The sequence below is a fragment of the Flavobacteriales bacterium genome (assembly GCA_020635395.1).
Lineage (GTDB): Bacteria > Bacteroidota > Bacteroidia > NS11-12g > UBA9320 > UBA987.
Map to the genome: position 1 here is coordinate 281,997 of JACJZV010000004.1, position 16,930 is coordinate 298,926.

13 protein-coding genes are annotated in these 16,930 nt (G+C 37.0%); 6 read left to right on the top strand and 7 right to left on the bottom strand.

Annotated features, from left to right (window positions below; genetic code table 11):
• Window positions 1–5 precede the first annotated feature (5 nt).
• Window positions 6–347, top strand: coding sequence for a 2Fe-2S iron-sulfur cluster binding domain-containing protein (locus H6607_12410; protein ID MCB9263168.1), 342 nt, complete (start codon window positions 6–8; stop codon window positions 345–347).
• 67 nt (window positions 348–414) lie between these two features.
• On the opposite strand, the gene H6607_12415 is transcribed toward H6607_12410, so the two are convergent.
• The 4 genes from H6607_12415 to H6607_12430 form a co-directional block, all read right to left on the bottom strand.
• Window positions 415–4,215, bottom strand: coding sequence for a T9SS type A sorting domain-containing protein (locus H6607_12415; protein MCB9263169.1), 3,801 nt, complete (start codon window positions 4,213–4,215; stop codon window positions 415–417).
• Window positions 4,216–4,445: 230 nt separating this feature from the next.
• Entirely contained in the window at window positions 4,446–5,033 is a 588-nt protein-coding gene (locus H6607_12420) for a hypothetical protein (GenBank protein ID MCB9263170.1), read from the bottom strand.
• 242 nt (window positions 5,034–5,275) lie between these two features.
• Window positions 5,276–6,268: a GTPase ObgE gene (obgE, locus tag H6607_12425; GenBank protein MCB9263171.1), complete on the bottom strand. Its 993-nt coding sequence runs from the start codon at window positions 6,266–6,268 to the stop codon at window positions 5,276–5,278.
• A 10-nt stretch (window positions 6,269–6,278) separates the two neighbouring features.
• Entirely contained in the window at window positions 6,279–6,857 is a 579-nt protein-coding gene (locus H6607_12430) for an adenylate kinase (protein ID MCB9263172.1), read from the bottom strand.
• A 147-nt stretch (window positions 6,858–7,004) separates the two neighbouring features.
• Between H6607_12430 and H6607_12435 the strand changes: the two genes are divergently transcribed.
• Genes H6607_12435 through H6607_12455 form a run of 5 tightly spaced genes read left to right on the top strand, consistent with a single transcriptional unit; the run spans window position 7,005 to window position 14,286 of the window.
• Window positions 7,005–9,137: a bi-domain-containing oxidoreductase gene (locus H6607_12435; protein MCB9263173.1), complete on the top strand. Its 2,133-nt coding sequence runs from the start codon at window positions 7,005–7,007 to the stop codon at window positions 9,135–9,137.
• Window positions 9,137–10,411, top strand: a complete 1,275-nt coding sequence (locus tag H6607_12440; protein MCB9263174.1) for a flippase — start codon at window positions 9,137–9,139, stop codon at window positions 10,409–10,411. The genes H6607_12435 and H6607_12440 overlap by 1 nt, the downstream gene beginning before the upstream one ends.
• Window positions 10,383–11,228 carry a hypothetical protein gene (locus tag H6607_12445; GenBank protein ID MCB9263175.1) on the top strand — a complete coding sequence of 282 codons (846 nt, stop codon included), beginning with the start codon at window positions 10,383–10,385 and terminating at the stop codon, window positions 11,226–11,228. The genes H6607_12440 and H6607_12445 overlap by 29 nt, the downstream gene beginning before the upstream one ends.
• Window positions 11,216–13,069, top strand: coding sequence for an asparagine synthase (glutamine-hydrolyzing) (gene asnB, locus H6607_12450; protein MCB9263176.1), 1,854 nt, complete (start codon window positions 11,216–11,218; stop codon window positions 13,067–13,069). Before H6607_12445 ends, asnB begins: the two co-directional genes overlap by 13 nt.
• The gene (locus H6607_12455; GenBank protein MCB9263177.1) at window positions 13,066–14,286 is read left to right on the top strand and encodes a glycosyltransferase family 4 protein; all 1,221 of its coding nucleotides are present in this window, start codon (window positions 13,066–13,068) and stop codon (window positions 14,284–14,286) included. The genes asnB and H6607_12455 overlap by 4 nt, the downstream gene beginning before the upstream one ends.
• Here H6607_12455 and H6607_12460 read toward each other — a convergent pair.
• The 3 genes from H6607_12460 to H6607_12470 form a co-directional block, all read right to left on the bottom strand.
• Window positions 14,283–15,350 carry a T9SS type A sorting domain-containing protein gene (locus H6607_12460; GenBank protein ID MCB9263178.1) on the bottom strand — a complete coding sequence of 356 codons (1,068 nt, stop codon included), beginning with the start codon at window positions 15,348–15,350 and terminating at the stop codon, window positions 14,283–14,285. The genes H6607_12455 and H6607_12460 overlap by 4 nt on opposite strands.
• A gap of 114 nt (window positions 15,351–15,464) precedes the next feature.
• On the bottom strand, window positions 15,465–15,968 hold the full coding sequence (locus tag H6607_12465) for a hypothetical protein (protein MCB9263179.1): 504 nt from the start codon (window positions 15,966–15,968) through the stop codon (window positions 15,465–15,467).
• A 241-nt stretch (window positions 15,969–16,209) separates the two neighbouring features.
• Window positions 16,210–16,860, bottom strand: coding sequence for a hypothetical protein (locus H6607_12470; GenBank protein MCB9263180.1), 651 nt, complete (start codon window positions 16,858–16,860; stop codon window positions 16,210–16,212).
• Window positions 16,861–16,930: the final 70 nt, after the last annotated feature.

The following is a 16,930-nucleotide window of genomic DNA, read 5'->3' on the forward strand; positions in this document are numbered from 1 at the left end:
AGCAAATGGCAAAAGACAGTATTACCATAAAAGTCACTGATTTAAAGGGCGAAACGTATGAAATATTGGCTCCCACCGACATGGGCTTGAACCTAATGGAAGCCATGAAAGCCAACGAAATGCCGGTAAAAGCCACCTGCGGAGGTATGGCTATGTGTGCCACCTGCAATGTAATAATTAAAAGTGACCATGTATTGCCCGAAATGAGCGAAGACGAAGAAGCCATGCTCGATGAAGCCTTTGTGCTTGACATACCCAACAGCCGCCTGAGTTGCCAAATTCATATTTCTGAAGAAATTGATGGACTGGAAGTGCAGTTGGGTGCTTTGACAAATCCAGAGGAGTAGAGGTTTTTCAAAAAAAAAGAGGGCTATCCATTACGGATAGCCCCCTAGAAATAAAAAACTTAGAACTTTATTGCTTCATGAATTTGGCTACTTGTTTTGTATCATCAGAACCTGAAAGTTCTAATATATATGCACCATCTTTTAAAGTCGAAACGTCAATGCGGATAATATCAGACTGAGAAGAAATGGTTTTGGTTAAAACTGTTCTTCCCAATAAATCAACCACTCGAATCATTACCTCAGATTCTGAATCTAAGTAATAATCAATTGTCAACTCATTATCAACTGGATTTGGATACAACACCATTTTGTTTCTGTCCAAAAGTTTGATGTTTTGAGCCGGCATTGGTTGATATTGTTTCATTGTCACAAAGATGTATTCATTGCCTTTGGCCACAGATTGAATTATTTCGCGAGCTTCATAAAACACTGCTCTTTCGCAATTTGAAGAAACAATATTTTCCAAATCCCGAACCAGATTTGATGTGTTGCCATCAATCAAATAACCCAATTTGGCTCGTTCAAGAAGTATTCTGTGGCTGGTAACATAGCTATCTGTGGTAATTCCATCAATCAATGTTACACATTTTTGATAGTCACCGCTATGCACATAATACTGATAATCTAACCAAGTGGCGTTGTAAACAGCTTTACTTGATTTGATAAGATTATAGAATTCTTGCAACAAATTGTCTTTGTTTTGAACACACAAATTGAACCAACCAGTCACTTGGTCGTCAATCTGCATACCATTCAACATCTCAGAGGCATTTTCAGAAATTTCAAATTTTCCGTATGGTGTTCCACCAAATGGTTTTTCATTTCTAAAATACTCTGCATCGCAAGTTTCATCATATACTTCAGCAAGTTTATGAGAGTTTTCGGGCAATTGTGCTCCACACGAAGCGGTAGAATAAAACTCATTTCCACCCAAAGATATTGGTCCGTCAACGGAAATTACACCATAATTTCCATCCACCCCTACCGGGCAGGCACCCATTACGCGAACATCAACAGAACCGGCAGATGTGTGGTTACTTGCAAATGTATTTCTTCCGCCGTCTTGTGCTCCGCCACTTTGACCAATGTCGCCAGTCATGTATCTTATGTCTATTCCAAATTCGGTATAGTTATACATAAAATTGTTGCTGATTCTTGGCAAAATAAAGCAGTAGTCTCCGAGACCATCAAAAAGCATAGCCGTTGAGGCTTCAAAAATACAGTTGCCACTAATATTCACTTCGGGCGATGATTTATCTTGGGTGACATAGTAAATACCAATGCGAGTGGTCTTGTTATCGTCTTCCAAATTAAGTGTATTACACATAACATCAGAATACAGCACATTGTCCAGATAAATTCCGACATATCCCACATCTTCAAGTGTATTTTCTTTAATCAAAATATCACTACAACGCACGGCCTGCACTGCACTTTCAAATCCTTTTATTTGATTGTTGTTGACAGTTGTTTGTGAGGCATTCTCCAAATAAATTGCCGAATGTGTGTTCCATGGAATATCCTCTCTCTCTTTCGTAAATGAATAAATCAATGTGTTGTTGCTTACATTTACGGATGAAGACGAATTCACATTTATTTGATGTTGGCTTTTTAGAACGCCATAATAATTGAATGAATTTACCTCAAGCCTATTGGCTTCAATATGCACATTTGACGACCTATTTACCTCAACGCTTCTGTATAAATCTGTAAAATTATTTGAAGAAAACTCGCCATAGCTACATTCGTTGAGCTGCACACCATAAAACAATTTTGTGGTGTCTGTACCTTCCACTTCTTGTGCATTGATAAAATCATTTTGCGAAACGTTACCATAAAGCACAGAATTATGAGCCAAAACTCCATAATGATCTGAATGATAAGGCAGGATAGAAACTGCATCGATAGCTATTTTACACTCTACATGATAGTTAATGGCATTTCTATCAACATAGAATGTATTTCCTGTTATACCATCAAAGTTGCGGCTTTCGCTAAATTGGATAGAAATTCTGCAATTCTCAAATAGATTGTTGACCGTTTTGATTTTTGCTTCCGGAACTCGGATATAGTTCATTGCAATTTGAGCATTTTTGAATGTACACTCATTTAGCACTCCATTGGCAGAACCTATATAGGTAAATCCAAGCCAGGTTTTGTTCATATCGCAGGGTCTGAACACAGAGTTATTTGCCCTCATAATAGCACCTTCTTCAAATACAATTCCGGCACACTCTCCGAAAATAACATCCACATTTGTCAAATCAAGGATAGCACCTTTAACAGTTATAATTACATTATTTGGGATATAAACTTTATCGTGCCATATTTCGTCAGATGTAATTGTTCTGTCAACAGGCTCTACCTGCACAAATGAGCCACCTCCAATTACATTTCCGCCTCCTATTATATTTCCACCACCAAAAACGGTAGTAAAATCAACAAATGTTGGTTTATCAGGATTTACCGGAATAAGTGGTCTATCCCCTCCTTTTATTCCGTCAAAAAGGCAAGGTTCTACCGGAACGCAAGAGAAAACAATATCGTTTCCTAAGCCCGGATTAGAGTGATAATCAATTTCTATATGCGTTCCACCATTGATTAGAAAATGGGCCGTAACCTTAAAATCGAATCCGGCATTTGTGTTCGGAAAATCGCCGCTATCCAATGTAAAACAGAATGTATGATTGGTGGTATTTATGGTTGGGACAACATTTACGGGTGTATATGTTCCGTTTTGAAAAACTTCAAGTGTTATATAATCCAGCGTACCAGAAACACATTTTATTACCGGAAGTTCATAGGTTCCGCATAGTTGAAATTGCCCACCTACATCCCAGCAAGAATCTGTAGGGTTCAAATCAATGCTCCCTTGGTCATTGCAAGGGTCTGCTTGACAAGGTTCGCAAATATCGTCCACGTACGCGTATCCCCAGTGTGCTCCGGCTCCGCAATCTGTAGCCCAAATTTCTAAGGTGTAACTCTCTCCTGCTTTTCCGCCAATTTCGAGCTCATCGCATGTCCAATCTGCCCAAACAGTCAACGTATTATAACAATGGTTGATAACCTGACTGCTAAAAAATGGATCGGTAGCATCGGCAAAATGACATACCCTGTCGAGTTCGTTTCCGCTGGCATCCAACACACGAGCTACAAAAACGGGTTGTCTTGTGCCATGTCCTGATGGATTTTGCATTACCAAGGCATACGAAAATGTAATCTCATTTCTATCAGCCGTTAAATTAAACGTACGCGTTAACTTGTTTACACCAAATTGTGCTGTACACGGATTATCACTGTTTATCCGTGCGGCATGTTGACCACTATGCACCATCGGAATACCCACAATTGGGTCATTTCCTACATTGGTAATGGTAAACAGATTTGGATTTGGAGCAGCCGGAATCATTGTAGTCGGCAAAAAAGAACACTCTCCTCCATGATAACCGTTTGAGCCGCCGGGTCCACCGGCATCCCACAAGTTAAAATTATTAAATGTTCCGCTTTCAAAATCACCATTGGAGCAGTCGCTCGATTCGGATGCTCGATACGCTTTCATAGCCTCCGGATTGCTAATGAAATACTGAATTCTCCAATAACCTCGTTTAAATTGATCTACTTTTTGGTTAATTTCTGTTGATGTGTAGGTGGTTGGGTGGTCAACGTCTGAAACCAGTGATTTCTTAAAATCGCTGATGGCAGAAGAAGGTGTTTTTGAAAGATTTTGGGTAATGTAAGCCTCAATCTTCTTTTCTTCGTTGTTTACCGCTGTGGTTCTACTACCATAGTCGGTTGTGCTTTGAGCATTGGCCAAACCAAAGCCACAAAAACTAACGAAAATTACCAAGAGTAATCTTTTTAAGTGCATAATCGATAAATAAATATTTAAGTAGGCCTACTCTATTTGTTGAAGATATTCTTCGTACGCTTTTCGGCTTCCGCGATAAACGTTAGTGTCAAAATAACGTCACTTCCTAACCACTCTTATGTATCTTTTTTATACAGTTATTGTCTTTTGCTGTACAAAATTGTTTTTAATCACTTCAATTTCAATATTTTAAAGAAAATTGAAAAAACTATTATTTATCGAGTAAAGTTTTAGAGTTTTAGCCGTTTTTTTGGAGTAGAATCACTAAGTTTTTTATCAAATAAAGCTTTTAGGCATTTGCTTTTTTTGTTCATTGCCACCTGCGAGTTTTTGTATTCCATTATTTTGCATATTTCGGTCATAGAATATCCGAGCGACCAAAGCCTGAGAATTTTCACACATGTTTCGGGGAGTTGGTTGGATATTTTTTCCCATTTTTTTGCAAAATCATCAGCCTTTTCAAAATAATCGACAATATCAACATAGACGTTGTATTCTTTTTGGCTCAAATCATCAATAAAAACTTCAATACAATTTTTTATGGGTTTACATTTATTTAACCAAAGAATTTTACATATCCCAACGTAGTAGGTATTTAAGGAACATCGATACTGAAATTTTGCATTTTTTAAATTGTGAATTAATGTAATTATTCCATCATTCATAATCGTATTTAAGTCCACATTCGACCCCCCATACTTGCTAACGAACGACCAAATTACATTTTGATTGGCAGCCAACATGTGCCTAATAGTAATTGATTTTAACTTTTCATCACTGCTCAATAGAGCATTGACATCAACAGTAGCATTTTTCATATAAGTAATAACGGGGGTAAATTTAACATCCCCATTATGTATTATCCAAATCTTTGGTATGGAACATTTTGATTTTGACACTCGAAATCGGCAAACGATTGAGCGGCAATAATTTGCGGTTTAAATTTACATAACTATTTGATTAATAAATGATTAATTTTAAAATAAAAAGAAACAAAGAATAAAAAAACAAGTGGTTTTTAATATTATTTAGAATAATTCAAAAATGGTTTCCGGTGTTCTTATTTGTTCAACCGATTCCAAAGCAAATCCTTTAAAGTTTGAATATTAAACCCAGAAACAGAGGATATAAAAATCGCTTCAACGTCTTTGGGAAGCTGATTTTTCATTTCTTTCATCAGCTCCTCATCAAGCATGTCACTTTTGCTAATGGCCAAAATTCGGTCTTTGTAGAGCATTTCTTCGTTGTATTTTTCTAACTCAGAGAGCAAAATTTTGTACTCTTTGGCAATATCCTCCGAGTCTGCCGGAATTAAAAACAGCAAAATCGAATTACGCTCAATATGTCTCAAAAAACGATGTCCCAAACCCTTCCCCTCACTCGCTCCTTCAATAATACCCGGAATATCGGCCATTACAAACGATTTAAAATCTCGGTATTGAACCATTCCCAAGTTGGGTACAAGCGTGGTAAAAGGATAATTGGCAATTTCGGGTTTTGCTGCAGAAACCACCGACAGCAGGGTGCTTTTTCCGGCATTTGGAAAACCAACAAGACCCACATCGGCCAATACTTTCAATTCTAAAATTTTCCACTCCTCTCTACCCTCCTCTCCTGGTTGGGCAAATCGGGGTGTTTGGTTTGTGGCCGATTTAAAATTCCAGTTTCCAAGTCCGCCCCGCCCACCAGGTGTAAGCACCTGTGTTTGTCCATCTTCGGTTATTTCAAACTGTATTTCGCCGGTTTCGGCATCTTTGGCCACCGTGCCAAGCGGCACTTCCAATATTTGGTCGGCTCCTTTTCTTCCGGTTTTTCGCCCGCCCAGCCCATTTACTCCGTTTTCGCAGATTACATGTTTTTTATATTTTAAGTGAAGCAACGTCCACAATTGGGCATTACCTTTTAAAATTACGGAGCCGCCGGCACCTCCATCTCCCCCATCTGGCCCGCCTTTGCTATTCAGCTTATCACGAAAAAGCGACCAACTGCCAGCCCCGCCCTTGCCTGAGCGGCAACAAATTTTAACGTAATCAATAAAGTTGGGATTTGACAAAATATTTTTTTTAAGAATTCAATTTGGCATCAATTGCCTCGCACAAACGGCCAAATATTTCATCTATTTCACCCATGCCAAACACCCGATTCGCTTTATTTTGTTTTTCATAAAACGCCAAAAGGGGTTCGGTTTTGTCGTTATACTCCTTAAATCTGTTTCTGATTATGGTTTCATCCTGATCATCCACTCTTCCCGACGATTTGCCTCGTTCGAGCAATCGTTTAACCAATTCATCTTCATCCACTTCCAAGGCCAACACCACATTTATTTGAGTGCCAAATTTGGTTAAAATTTCATCCAATGCTTCTCCCTGAGATAAAGTTCGTGGGAAACCATCGAAAATGAAACCTTTGGCTTCGTGCGATTTAACAAAATCTTCAACCATGGCTATTGTAACGCTGTCGGGTACCAATTCGCCTTTATCCATATACGACTTTGCCAAAACGCCAAGCTCTGTTTCGCCTTTAATATTTGCTCTAAAAACATCGCCAGTGCTTAAATGAGTCAACCCATATTTTTCAATTAACATGGCACTTTGCGTGCCTTTTCCGGCTCCCGGAGGACCAAAAATGATTAAGTTAAACATCTGTTTTTTTCTATTTTATGGCGACAAATGTAGCAATATTGATTTTTTAAGCAGAGTGTAAATGTTTACAACTTAGCTTGCTCAGAAGTTTAGATATTTGGCGAAAGCCCGAACATTGATTTCCTTTGCACAAAAATTGACAAATCCGTGCTTCAAGCAGTTGTAAAAAAAGGAAAAGTATTGGCCGAAAACGTTCCTACTCCGAATGTTTCAGAAGGAAGCGTTTTGATAAAAGTAGTGAATAGTTGTATCAGTGCCGGCACCGAAATGAGCAATGTTTCAGAAACCGGCAAGTCTCTGATTAAAAGAGCCTTAGAGCAGCCAGCAGAGGTGAAAAATGCTCTAAATTTTGCCAAAGAAAATGGCATTATGAAAATGATTGCCCGAATAAAAGGTACGCTTGAAGGTGGCAAACCAACCGGATATTCTATTTCTGGAATTGTGATTGGTGTTGGCAAAAACGTAAAAGATTTTTCAGTTGGAGACCATGTTACTGCAGCAGGAGCTGGCATAGCCAATCATGCCGAATTTGTGGATGTACCAGTCAATTTGGTTATGAAAATGCCACAAGGCATGGATTTTAAAACCGCTTCTACGGTTACGCTTGGTGGCATTGCCATGCAAGGCGTGCGAAGAGCAGAACTGACCTTGGGCGAAATTTGTGTAGTGCAAGGAGCAGGAATTTTAGGCTTATTGGCTCAGCAAATGTTGCAAGCCAGTGGCGTAAGAACCCTTGTTGTTGATTTGGACAATCATAGACTTGAAATTGCAAAACAGTTGGGAGCAGAGGCGGTGCTAAACCCGAATATCGAAGATATTGTTAAAAAAGTAGAGGCCATCAGCAACGGTCATGGTGCTGATGCCGTTATTTTTACAGCCGCCACATCGAGTAGCGAGCCGCTTTCTACCGCATTTAAAATGTGTAAACGAAAAGGCAGAGTTGTGTTGGTAGGTGTTTCCGGCATGGAAATAAATCGTGGTGACATTTACAAAAAAGAACTCGACTTTTTAATATCAACCAGCTACGGCCCCGGAAGATATGACGACAACTACGAGCAAAAAGGATTGGATTATCCATATTCTTATGTTCGTTGGACAGAAAACCGCAATATGACGGAGTATTTGCGACTAGTGCATACAGGGGCTATTAATTTAGAGCCCTTGCTAAATGCCACCTACCCAATTGAAAAAGTGGAGGAAGCATTTGATGTTTTGAAAAATGGCGAATATCCAAAGCCAATTATTTCCATTTTAGATTATGGGGTTGATATTAATCTAACATCAATTGAGACAAACGAGCATAAAATTGTTTTAAATCAAACCCCATTAAACAAAAACATTATTAATGTGGCCATGGTTGGAGTAGGCAGTTTTGCTACAGGAATGCACCTGCCAAACCTTCAAAAGCTGTCGGATAAATTCAAAATCAAAGCCATTGTAAACCGTACCGGACAAAAAGGGAAAGCCGTTGCACAACAATATTCTGCCGACTATGCCACAACAGAAATCAATGAAGTTTTAGCGGACAACGACATTGATTTGGTAATGATTACTACCCGTCACGACAATCACGGAACATTGGTTTTGCAATGTCTTGAGGCTGGAAAAAATGTTTTTGTTGAAAAACCGCTATGCACCACCCGCGAAGAATTGGAAGCCATATCAAATTTTTATAAAGATAGGGAAAACGCCCCAATGCTGATGGTGGGTTTCAACAGAAGATTTAGCCCATACGCCGAAGAAATAAGAAAACATACTTCCACCCGAACAAACCCGTTGATGATTCAATATAGAATGAACGCTGGATATATCCCGCTCGACCATTGGACACACGAACACGGAGGAAGGATTGTTGGGGAGGCGTGTCATATCATTGATTTGATGACTTCATTTACAGGAAGTAAAATAACGAGCATCAGCACAGAACATTTAACACCAAAAACCGATAAAATGAGCAAACACGACAATCGTTCAATCGTATTAAAATACGAAGACGGTTCGGTATGTACGGTTCAATATTTTGCCGTTGGAAGCAAAAAACTTTCAAAAGAATTCATGGAAGTCCATTTTGATGAAAAATCAATCATAATGGATGATTACAAATTCCTCACTGGCTATGGTTTAAAGCTCAAAGAAATAAGCTCCAACATAAGCAAAAAGGGTCAGTTTGAAGAGCTTTCAGCATTATACAATTGCCTAAAAAAAGGTGGCGAGTGGCCCATACCACTATGGGACATGTTGCAAACAACGGGTGCAAGTTTTGAGGTGGAGGAGGTTTAATGAAGTTCATTGGGTATGACCTTGGAGCTACGCTCAAACTACCATTCGTAAAAAATGTTATCCACACTTTGGCAAGCAAATGGATTACAATACTGATTGGATTGGTCCCTGTAATGCTTGTCACGAGAGCCTTAGGCCCTGAGGGAAAAGGCAAGTACGCCTTAATAATTCAAACTATAGGTGTATTGATGCAATTGAGTAACCTAGGCCTTCATTCCTCAAATACCTATCAAGTTAGTAAAAATAGAAACCTACTTCCAAAACTTTATACAAACTCCATCGCTTGGATAATTTCTACTTCAGGTCTTGCATTTGCATTATTTGCGTTTGCAAACTATTTATACCCCACCAAAGTTTCCATGTTTCAAGGTGGTTTTGTTTATATTGCCATTGGTACATTAGCATACTTTACGAGTATCGTTGGCCAAAACTTGAACATTGCTATTGATAACATACGGAAAGTTAATATTCTGAACATTGTCGCAAAAGCGATAACTCTTGTATTAATAGTTGTACTTTATTATGAGAAAAATTTAACTCTTTTTTATGCAATTCGTATTGCAATTTTGGAATTTACTATACTCGGAATCGCGAACTTCGTCATAGCCCGTAGGAGCTTTGAAAAAATGGTCTACAAAATTGATTTCAATGTTTTAAAGCCTACTTTTACTTATGGATTAAGAATTTATGCAATAGGTTTGTTAGGATATATGGTAATACGGAGTGATGTTTACCTTATTAAATACTATCTCGGAGATGGAGCCGTTGGTTATTATTCGTCAGCCGTTCAGATTATTGATCAAATTTCGATTTTTGCGGTGGTAATTTCAAGTCTATTAATGCCAAAATTGACATCAGAAATGGATCCCACTGAGAGATATCGTCTCAACAAAAGAAGCTTTAACCATCTACTTTTAATAATGTTATTAGGCTGTGCTACTGCCTTTATATTATCCGAACACATAATTCTTATTTTGTTTGGTAAGGAATTTTTGGCGGCAGTGGCAAGTTTCAGGGTATTGTTATTAGCAATTTTCTTTTTGTCCTTAACTACGTCAATGTCACAATACCTAGCTTCCATTGGATTACCTTCAAGACTAATTTTTTGTTGGATTATTGTTTTCTTTGTTAACATAACCTTCAACAAATTCTTCATACCAGAGTATGGAGAAATTGGAGCGGCTTATTCCTCCCTGATTTCATACTTCATCATATTTATTTGTGTTATTCAAATGGTTTATAGACATGGCAAAAAGATACCCAAACAAAATTGACTATATAGAATTTGTTGAGATATACACCAATCGTGTTAATCAAGTTTATCAATTCTGGACTGATGAAATGCAACAAAAGATTGCAAGACATAATGTAGATTGGAATATTCCCTATAATTTTAAAAGGTATCTTGATAAATCCGCAAAAAGATTCTATAATGCATATCTTGAAATACCCGATGGGGCGAAAACATGTTTGGATATTGGCGGATTTTGGGGTGTATATTCTTTAACTTTAAAAGATTTAGGCTACACATCTGTTATGACCGAAGCAAAAAAGTATTATGATGACAGCTTCAATCCATTATTCATGTTTATTGAATCCCAAGGAGTAAAAATCATCGACATTGATCCTTTCCAAGAACAACTAGAAAGTGTGTTTTATGATTACATTAGTATAATGGCGGTCTTGGAACACATTTCATATTCCTTAAAACCTTTTTTGCATAATGTCCGGCAAACTCTCACATCAAATGGCGTTATTTACATTGACGTCCCTAACATTCTTTATTACTTTAAACGACGAGACGTGATTTTAGGTAAATCGCCTTTGCCAAATATTAAGTCAATTTATGAATCAGAAATACCTTTCATTGGTCATCATCATGAATATACTCTTGAAGAGCTATTATACCTGGGACAGATTGTCGAAATTAAACCCATCAATATTTTTCACTTCAATTACTCAATCGAAATGAATTTCAATTTTATGATGAAACACCCCATAGCAGCTATCGTATTATCTTCGTTTAAAAACACTAGAGAAATAATTGGCGTATCTTTTAAGTTAGCAAATAAAAACACATGTGTGGAATAAGCGGGATTATTAATTTCAATGGACTTCAGGATTCATCCAAAGAAGAGTTAGTAAAAATAACCACAGCCCTCTATCATCGGGGGCCAGACAATCAAGGCGTTTATTACTCACCAAATGTATGCTTTGGGCATCGGAGGTTGGCTATCATAGACCTGAATCCAATCGCAAACCAACCTATGAGTGATGAGGCCCAAGAAATAATTGTAAGTTTCAACGGCGAAATTTTCAACCACGCCGAAATAAGAGCTAGTCTGAGTGAAAAGTACAATTTCAAGACTAATCATTCTGACACAGAAGTTATTATCTACGCATTCAAAGAATGGGGAATTGAATGTGTGCATAAATTCGTTGGACAATTTGCCATTGCCCTGTATGACAAAAGGGAAGAAACAGTATACCTCATTCGCGATAGAATCGGCCAAAAACCAATTTATTATACGAGCATTAATGAAAATCTTTACTTCGCTTCTGAAATACAGGCTCTATTTAAATCTGGGAGTATAGTGAAGGAAATTAATCCAACAGCCGTCTATGATTACCTAACATATCTCACAATCAAGGCACCTGAAACGTTCTATCAGAACATCTACAAGCTAGAGGCAGGTATGTATATGACTATTTCGAAGTATGGCACTTCGAAACATCAATATTGGAACGTTAGTGATTACTTAAACAAAATATCCAGATTAGATGAACAAGATATTATTTCAAAAACTGAGGAACTAATTGACTCCTCAATGACATATAGAAATGTTTCGGATGCCCCAATTTCATTTGCTCTAAGCGGTGGATTAGACAGTTCCCTAAATATTTTTTATTCCAAAAAAATCAATCCAGATCTGCTTGCAATTAATATTTCATACTCTGTTAATAACCAATTCAACGAAGATCAAATTGCGGAACAATATTGTAGTGAAAACGATATCCCATTTGTATCAAAAAAAATTGACGAAAAAATATTGGCAGAAAGCCTTAGCGAATATTTAAAGGCTCAAAAAGATGTTCCAATAGGCGACCCGAATTCCGTTTTGATGTTCATTCTATCAAAGATGTCAAGAGAATTGGAGAGAAATGTACTCATGGTTGGAGAGGGTGGTGATGAAATTGGAGGGTATCCAAAATATCTAAAACACCAGAATCGGTTTAATTTAATCAAAAAATTTCCAAGGCTTTTCAAAGCACTTTTCAATAATCCAATCTATGATTTAAAAAAGATGGACTTAATTGAAAATGGGAAAATCGTTTCTGCTGCTCACATTCATGGATTTACTGAATCCGAAAAAAAGAAGTTTTGGAAAAACCGGAAAGTGAGGAGTTCCTTCTCCATATTATTGGATACGATGAATGAAATTAACACCAACACCGATGATGAGTTTTTACGAAAAATTACGAATTTGGAGTATAAAATTCGACTTCCTGAAATGATTCTATCTCGAATTGACTACCCGTCTATGGCAGCAAGCATAGAAGCCCGAAGTCCGTTTGTTGACCACAAATTGGTTGAATTCTCATGTAGTGTGCCTTTTGAAACGAAAATGAAGGATGGCACCGCCAAATACCTTCTAAAAAAAATTGCTAAGAATAAACTCCCTGAATATATTTTAAAGTCCCCTAAAGTAGGCTTTGGACAGCTTCTCACACCATTTTTAAATGAAACTTTACCCATTTGGTTTGAGAAAGAGATTCTAAAAAAATCGAACGCCCCAATTAAAATGTATATCGAAGAAAAGTTCCTAAATAACATGTACAAGAAATCTATGAAAGGAAAAAATGTTGGATTTAAGCTTTGGGTGCTCTATGCCCTCAATTATTGGCTTGAATCAAATAACTCAGAAATATGAATATCCTATATCTGAGAACTCGATACGCATTTGGCCTAAAGGCAGGTGGTAGTGTAACACACACTTCAGGTGTTATAAATGCTCTGGCAGAGAATCATCATGTAGATGTGGTAACAAACGACTTCTTGCCGGAGGTAAAGATTCCTTTGGAAAATATTTCACCAATACGATACAAACTTTTACCAACTGCTATAAATGAGATTTTTTACAATTTCAAACTTATCCGTAGGCTTCGTAAAAAAAAATATTACGATGCCGTTTATCACCGTCTATCTGCCAACTCCTTTTGTGGAGCGTATTTGGCGAACAAATGGGGAACTCCCTTTGTTTTGGAGTATAATGCTTCGGAAGCATGGGGTTTAAAACATTGGAATAAACAAAAGTCGTGGTTTTCTTTATCAGGCTTTGTTCAAAATTTATACAAGAGGTTATTTGAAATTCCAATTGCAACGCACATCGAAAATTATAATATAAAGAAAGCATCGTCCATCATAGTTGTTTCAGATGAATTAAAAAGGTTATTAAAAAATCAGGGCGTATCAGATGACAAGATTATTGTTTATCCTAACGGAGTTGACATAAACAAATATCGACCAGAAATTGATGGTAGTGACATTCGAATGAAATACAACATACCTCAAAATAGTATTGTTTTTGGCTTCATTGGAAGTTTTGGTCAATGGCATGGAATAGAGGTTTTTGCAAAAGCCATAGATGCATTTTTAAAAAAAGATTCAAAAACTAAGTCTTGCTTTTTTTTAATCGGCGATGGAATAAAAATGCCGACCGTTAAAGAAATTCTGGCGAATCATTTAAAAGACGGTTCCGTGATTTTACCCGGCATGATTCCTCAGGAAGAATCTCCTAAATACTTAGCTGCGTGTGACGTATTAGTTTCGCCGCACATACCAAATGAAGATGGCACTCCTTTTTTTGGCTCACCAACCAAACTTTTTGAATATCTTGCCATGGGCAAGGTAATTATTGCCAGTAAATTAGACCAAATAGGGGAAATATTGGCACATGAAGAGAATTCCATACTAACCGAACCTGGAAACGTAGAGCAACTTAAACACACTATTTCCAGCATATCGCAATCGTGGGAAGACGATAGATGGAATAATCTAAGACTCAATGCACGGGAGCTGGCATGTTCAAAATATACTTGGCAAAAACATGTAGATGCAATAATCAACCATATTAAAAGACTTGCTTAGTAAAGAACAATCTTCTTTACCATTACAATTTCGTCTGATTTATTCAAAATTTTTAACAGATAAACGCCCTCGGCAAAATCATACCCTTGTAAGTCAACAAGTTTGCTTCCACTCGAACCAATTAGACTTTGGTACACTAACTGTCCAATATCATTAAATATTTTCAAGGTGTAAATGTCATGATTACATTTTGAAGCATCGACAAAAAGAACATCTCTAGTTGGATTTGGATAAACCATCAATTCACAAGGATTATTAGCCTTTGTGGGTATTTTTATAAACAACGTGTCAGTAACGGCCACCGAAATTGTATCAAATACTGTTACAACACAAGTGTCTGATGAATAACCTGAATACAACATTTCAATCTCTTTGGCAGATAAAGGCCTGTTAAAAATGGAGATATCATCCAAATATCCTTGAAAATACTGAGGTCCGTTACTTCCAGACGAGAAAAAATACTGGGGTTGAGCACCAACAAGCCAATTCATACTTTTATCATATTGAAGATAATCTTGGTTTCCAAAGTCCCCGGAAACTCCATAGTAGTTATGATTCCCTGCAAAAAAACCGTCAAAATACGTTTTACACGTCAAATTCGATGAATTGTCATAAACCAAAGTAATCATATGCCATGAAAAATCATAAATTCTTCCAATTGTGTGGCCAATAGCCCTGTTATTACCCCCAGCCCCAAGTGCTGATTTTACTCCATATAGTTGATCCTCTTGAACACGCATACTTACCCCCCATTCGCCATTATTGCTATTCGTACATGATACCATTACACCAGTTTGATGTTGATTATTATATTTAAACCATAAATTGAGCGTAATGCTACTAGGATATAATGATGACCCGCGACCTAGGTCAATATAATCATTATTCCCATCAAAATAATAAGCAGAGTCCTTTCTCCCATATCTGTCATATGCCAGAGTTGCACCTTTGACCACTCCATTATTTCCCTGATTACTTTCATCATTGGCATTTCCGTTAAATGGCCAATATCCAACCAAACCCTCTTTAATAATTTGAGCTTCGCTGTCAAAAAAAAACATCAAAATACAGTAACAAAAACCTACTTTTAAACGAAAAAAACATTTAAAGGAATTAAGAGAAAATCCGATTTTAAAAAACTCATGTATCACGTTAATTATTTCTTCAAAAATAATCTTCTAGAAACAATTTATTTTGAATTCCTGAATCCACCCTCTATGAATATTTGTAAAACTTAAGTTTGTTGCTTCATTTTCAAATCCCCCAATAACCCAAGGGGTTCCCTTCTTCCAATCAACCTCATGCAGTAAATCCGCTGCATTGAAATTATCCACAATCATCAACTCATCCATAATATATTCCCCATCCAAGGTAATGTTTAATGGAAGTCCAACCCTTTTTTTTACAATAATTTCATGCCATTCAGTCAGAAATTTAGATGAGTCAATCTGATAAATGTAGTTTAGCTGCTCATTTCCTTTGCCAAAACCGAATGTCCACCGAATCGAAGTAGGCGAATAGCAGATTGACGCCCCATATTCACCATTGAAGGATGAGTAATTCGCCAACAGCACACGATACTCTTCATTAAAATTTTGCAGAACAGAACTATCGCACTTAAATTTTATTAAAATGTCCAAATTATCGCCGTTGACAACCCCGTTTTTCGTGTGAAATAACACCTTGGTCCCTGAAAAATAAAATTGGGAATCAATACAAACCCGAGGATATTCATCAACTTTACGGTCAACACCAAGTACATCAATTTCCTTATCCGCATATGAGCAGGAGTTGATAGATACAGATGTGGACTCAACCTTTTGAGAAACACCTGAGCTATTCTCATTTCGAAAATTACATTCTACACATAAAATGATACATAGTAAGTACGAAACAAATACTTTGATTTTTTGCACGCTTGCACTATAACCCATTAATCTTTAAATTTCGAATTTCTCCAATATGAAAATGGCTAAACACTACATTTTGTTCCCCCAATTCTTCCAACACTCCTATTGTCCATCTTGTATTTCTGTGCCATTTCAGCATCACCCAATCATTATTCGACTCACTTAGAATATCCAATCTAACATCTGAAGAGATCCCGTCAAGTGACAACTCCATAGTACCTTCAATACCATATATCGCCTTCAAATGATGCCACTTCATCAAGAATTTCTGATCTGGGATGTCAAATTTTAGAACTTGTAGCGAATTATTCTTGCCTCCCCCGACGGCAAAACCAACAATATTCTGATTGTAGTATATTTTTAAACCATACTCGCCATCGTTACTAGAATATCTCCCAATTAGAAATCTATAATCCGATGTTTCATCATAATTAGTAAATGAATCACTTTTAAAGTCAAATTCAATTTGAATAAAGTGGTTTATAGAATCAAGCCCTTCCTTTAGTGCTAAACCGGAAAAACCATCAAATTGAAATTTACCTAGTAATGATAGTTGTTTTTCATTATTGATAAAATCAAATTTTTCGGGAGAAATTGTGTCGGGATTCAAAGAACTACTAAAGGTAATAGTATCCATCAAAACGTTGGCATGTTCAGAAACCATATTATTTTTCGAATTGCATGAAACTATGACCACAAGAGCTATATGAAAAAATCTTTTAATCATAATGACC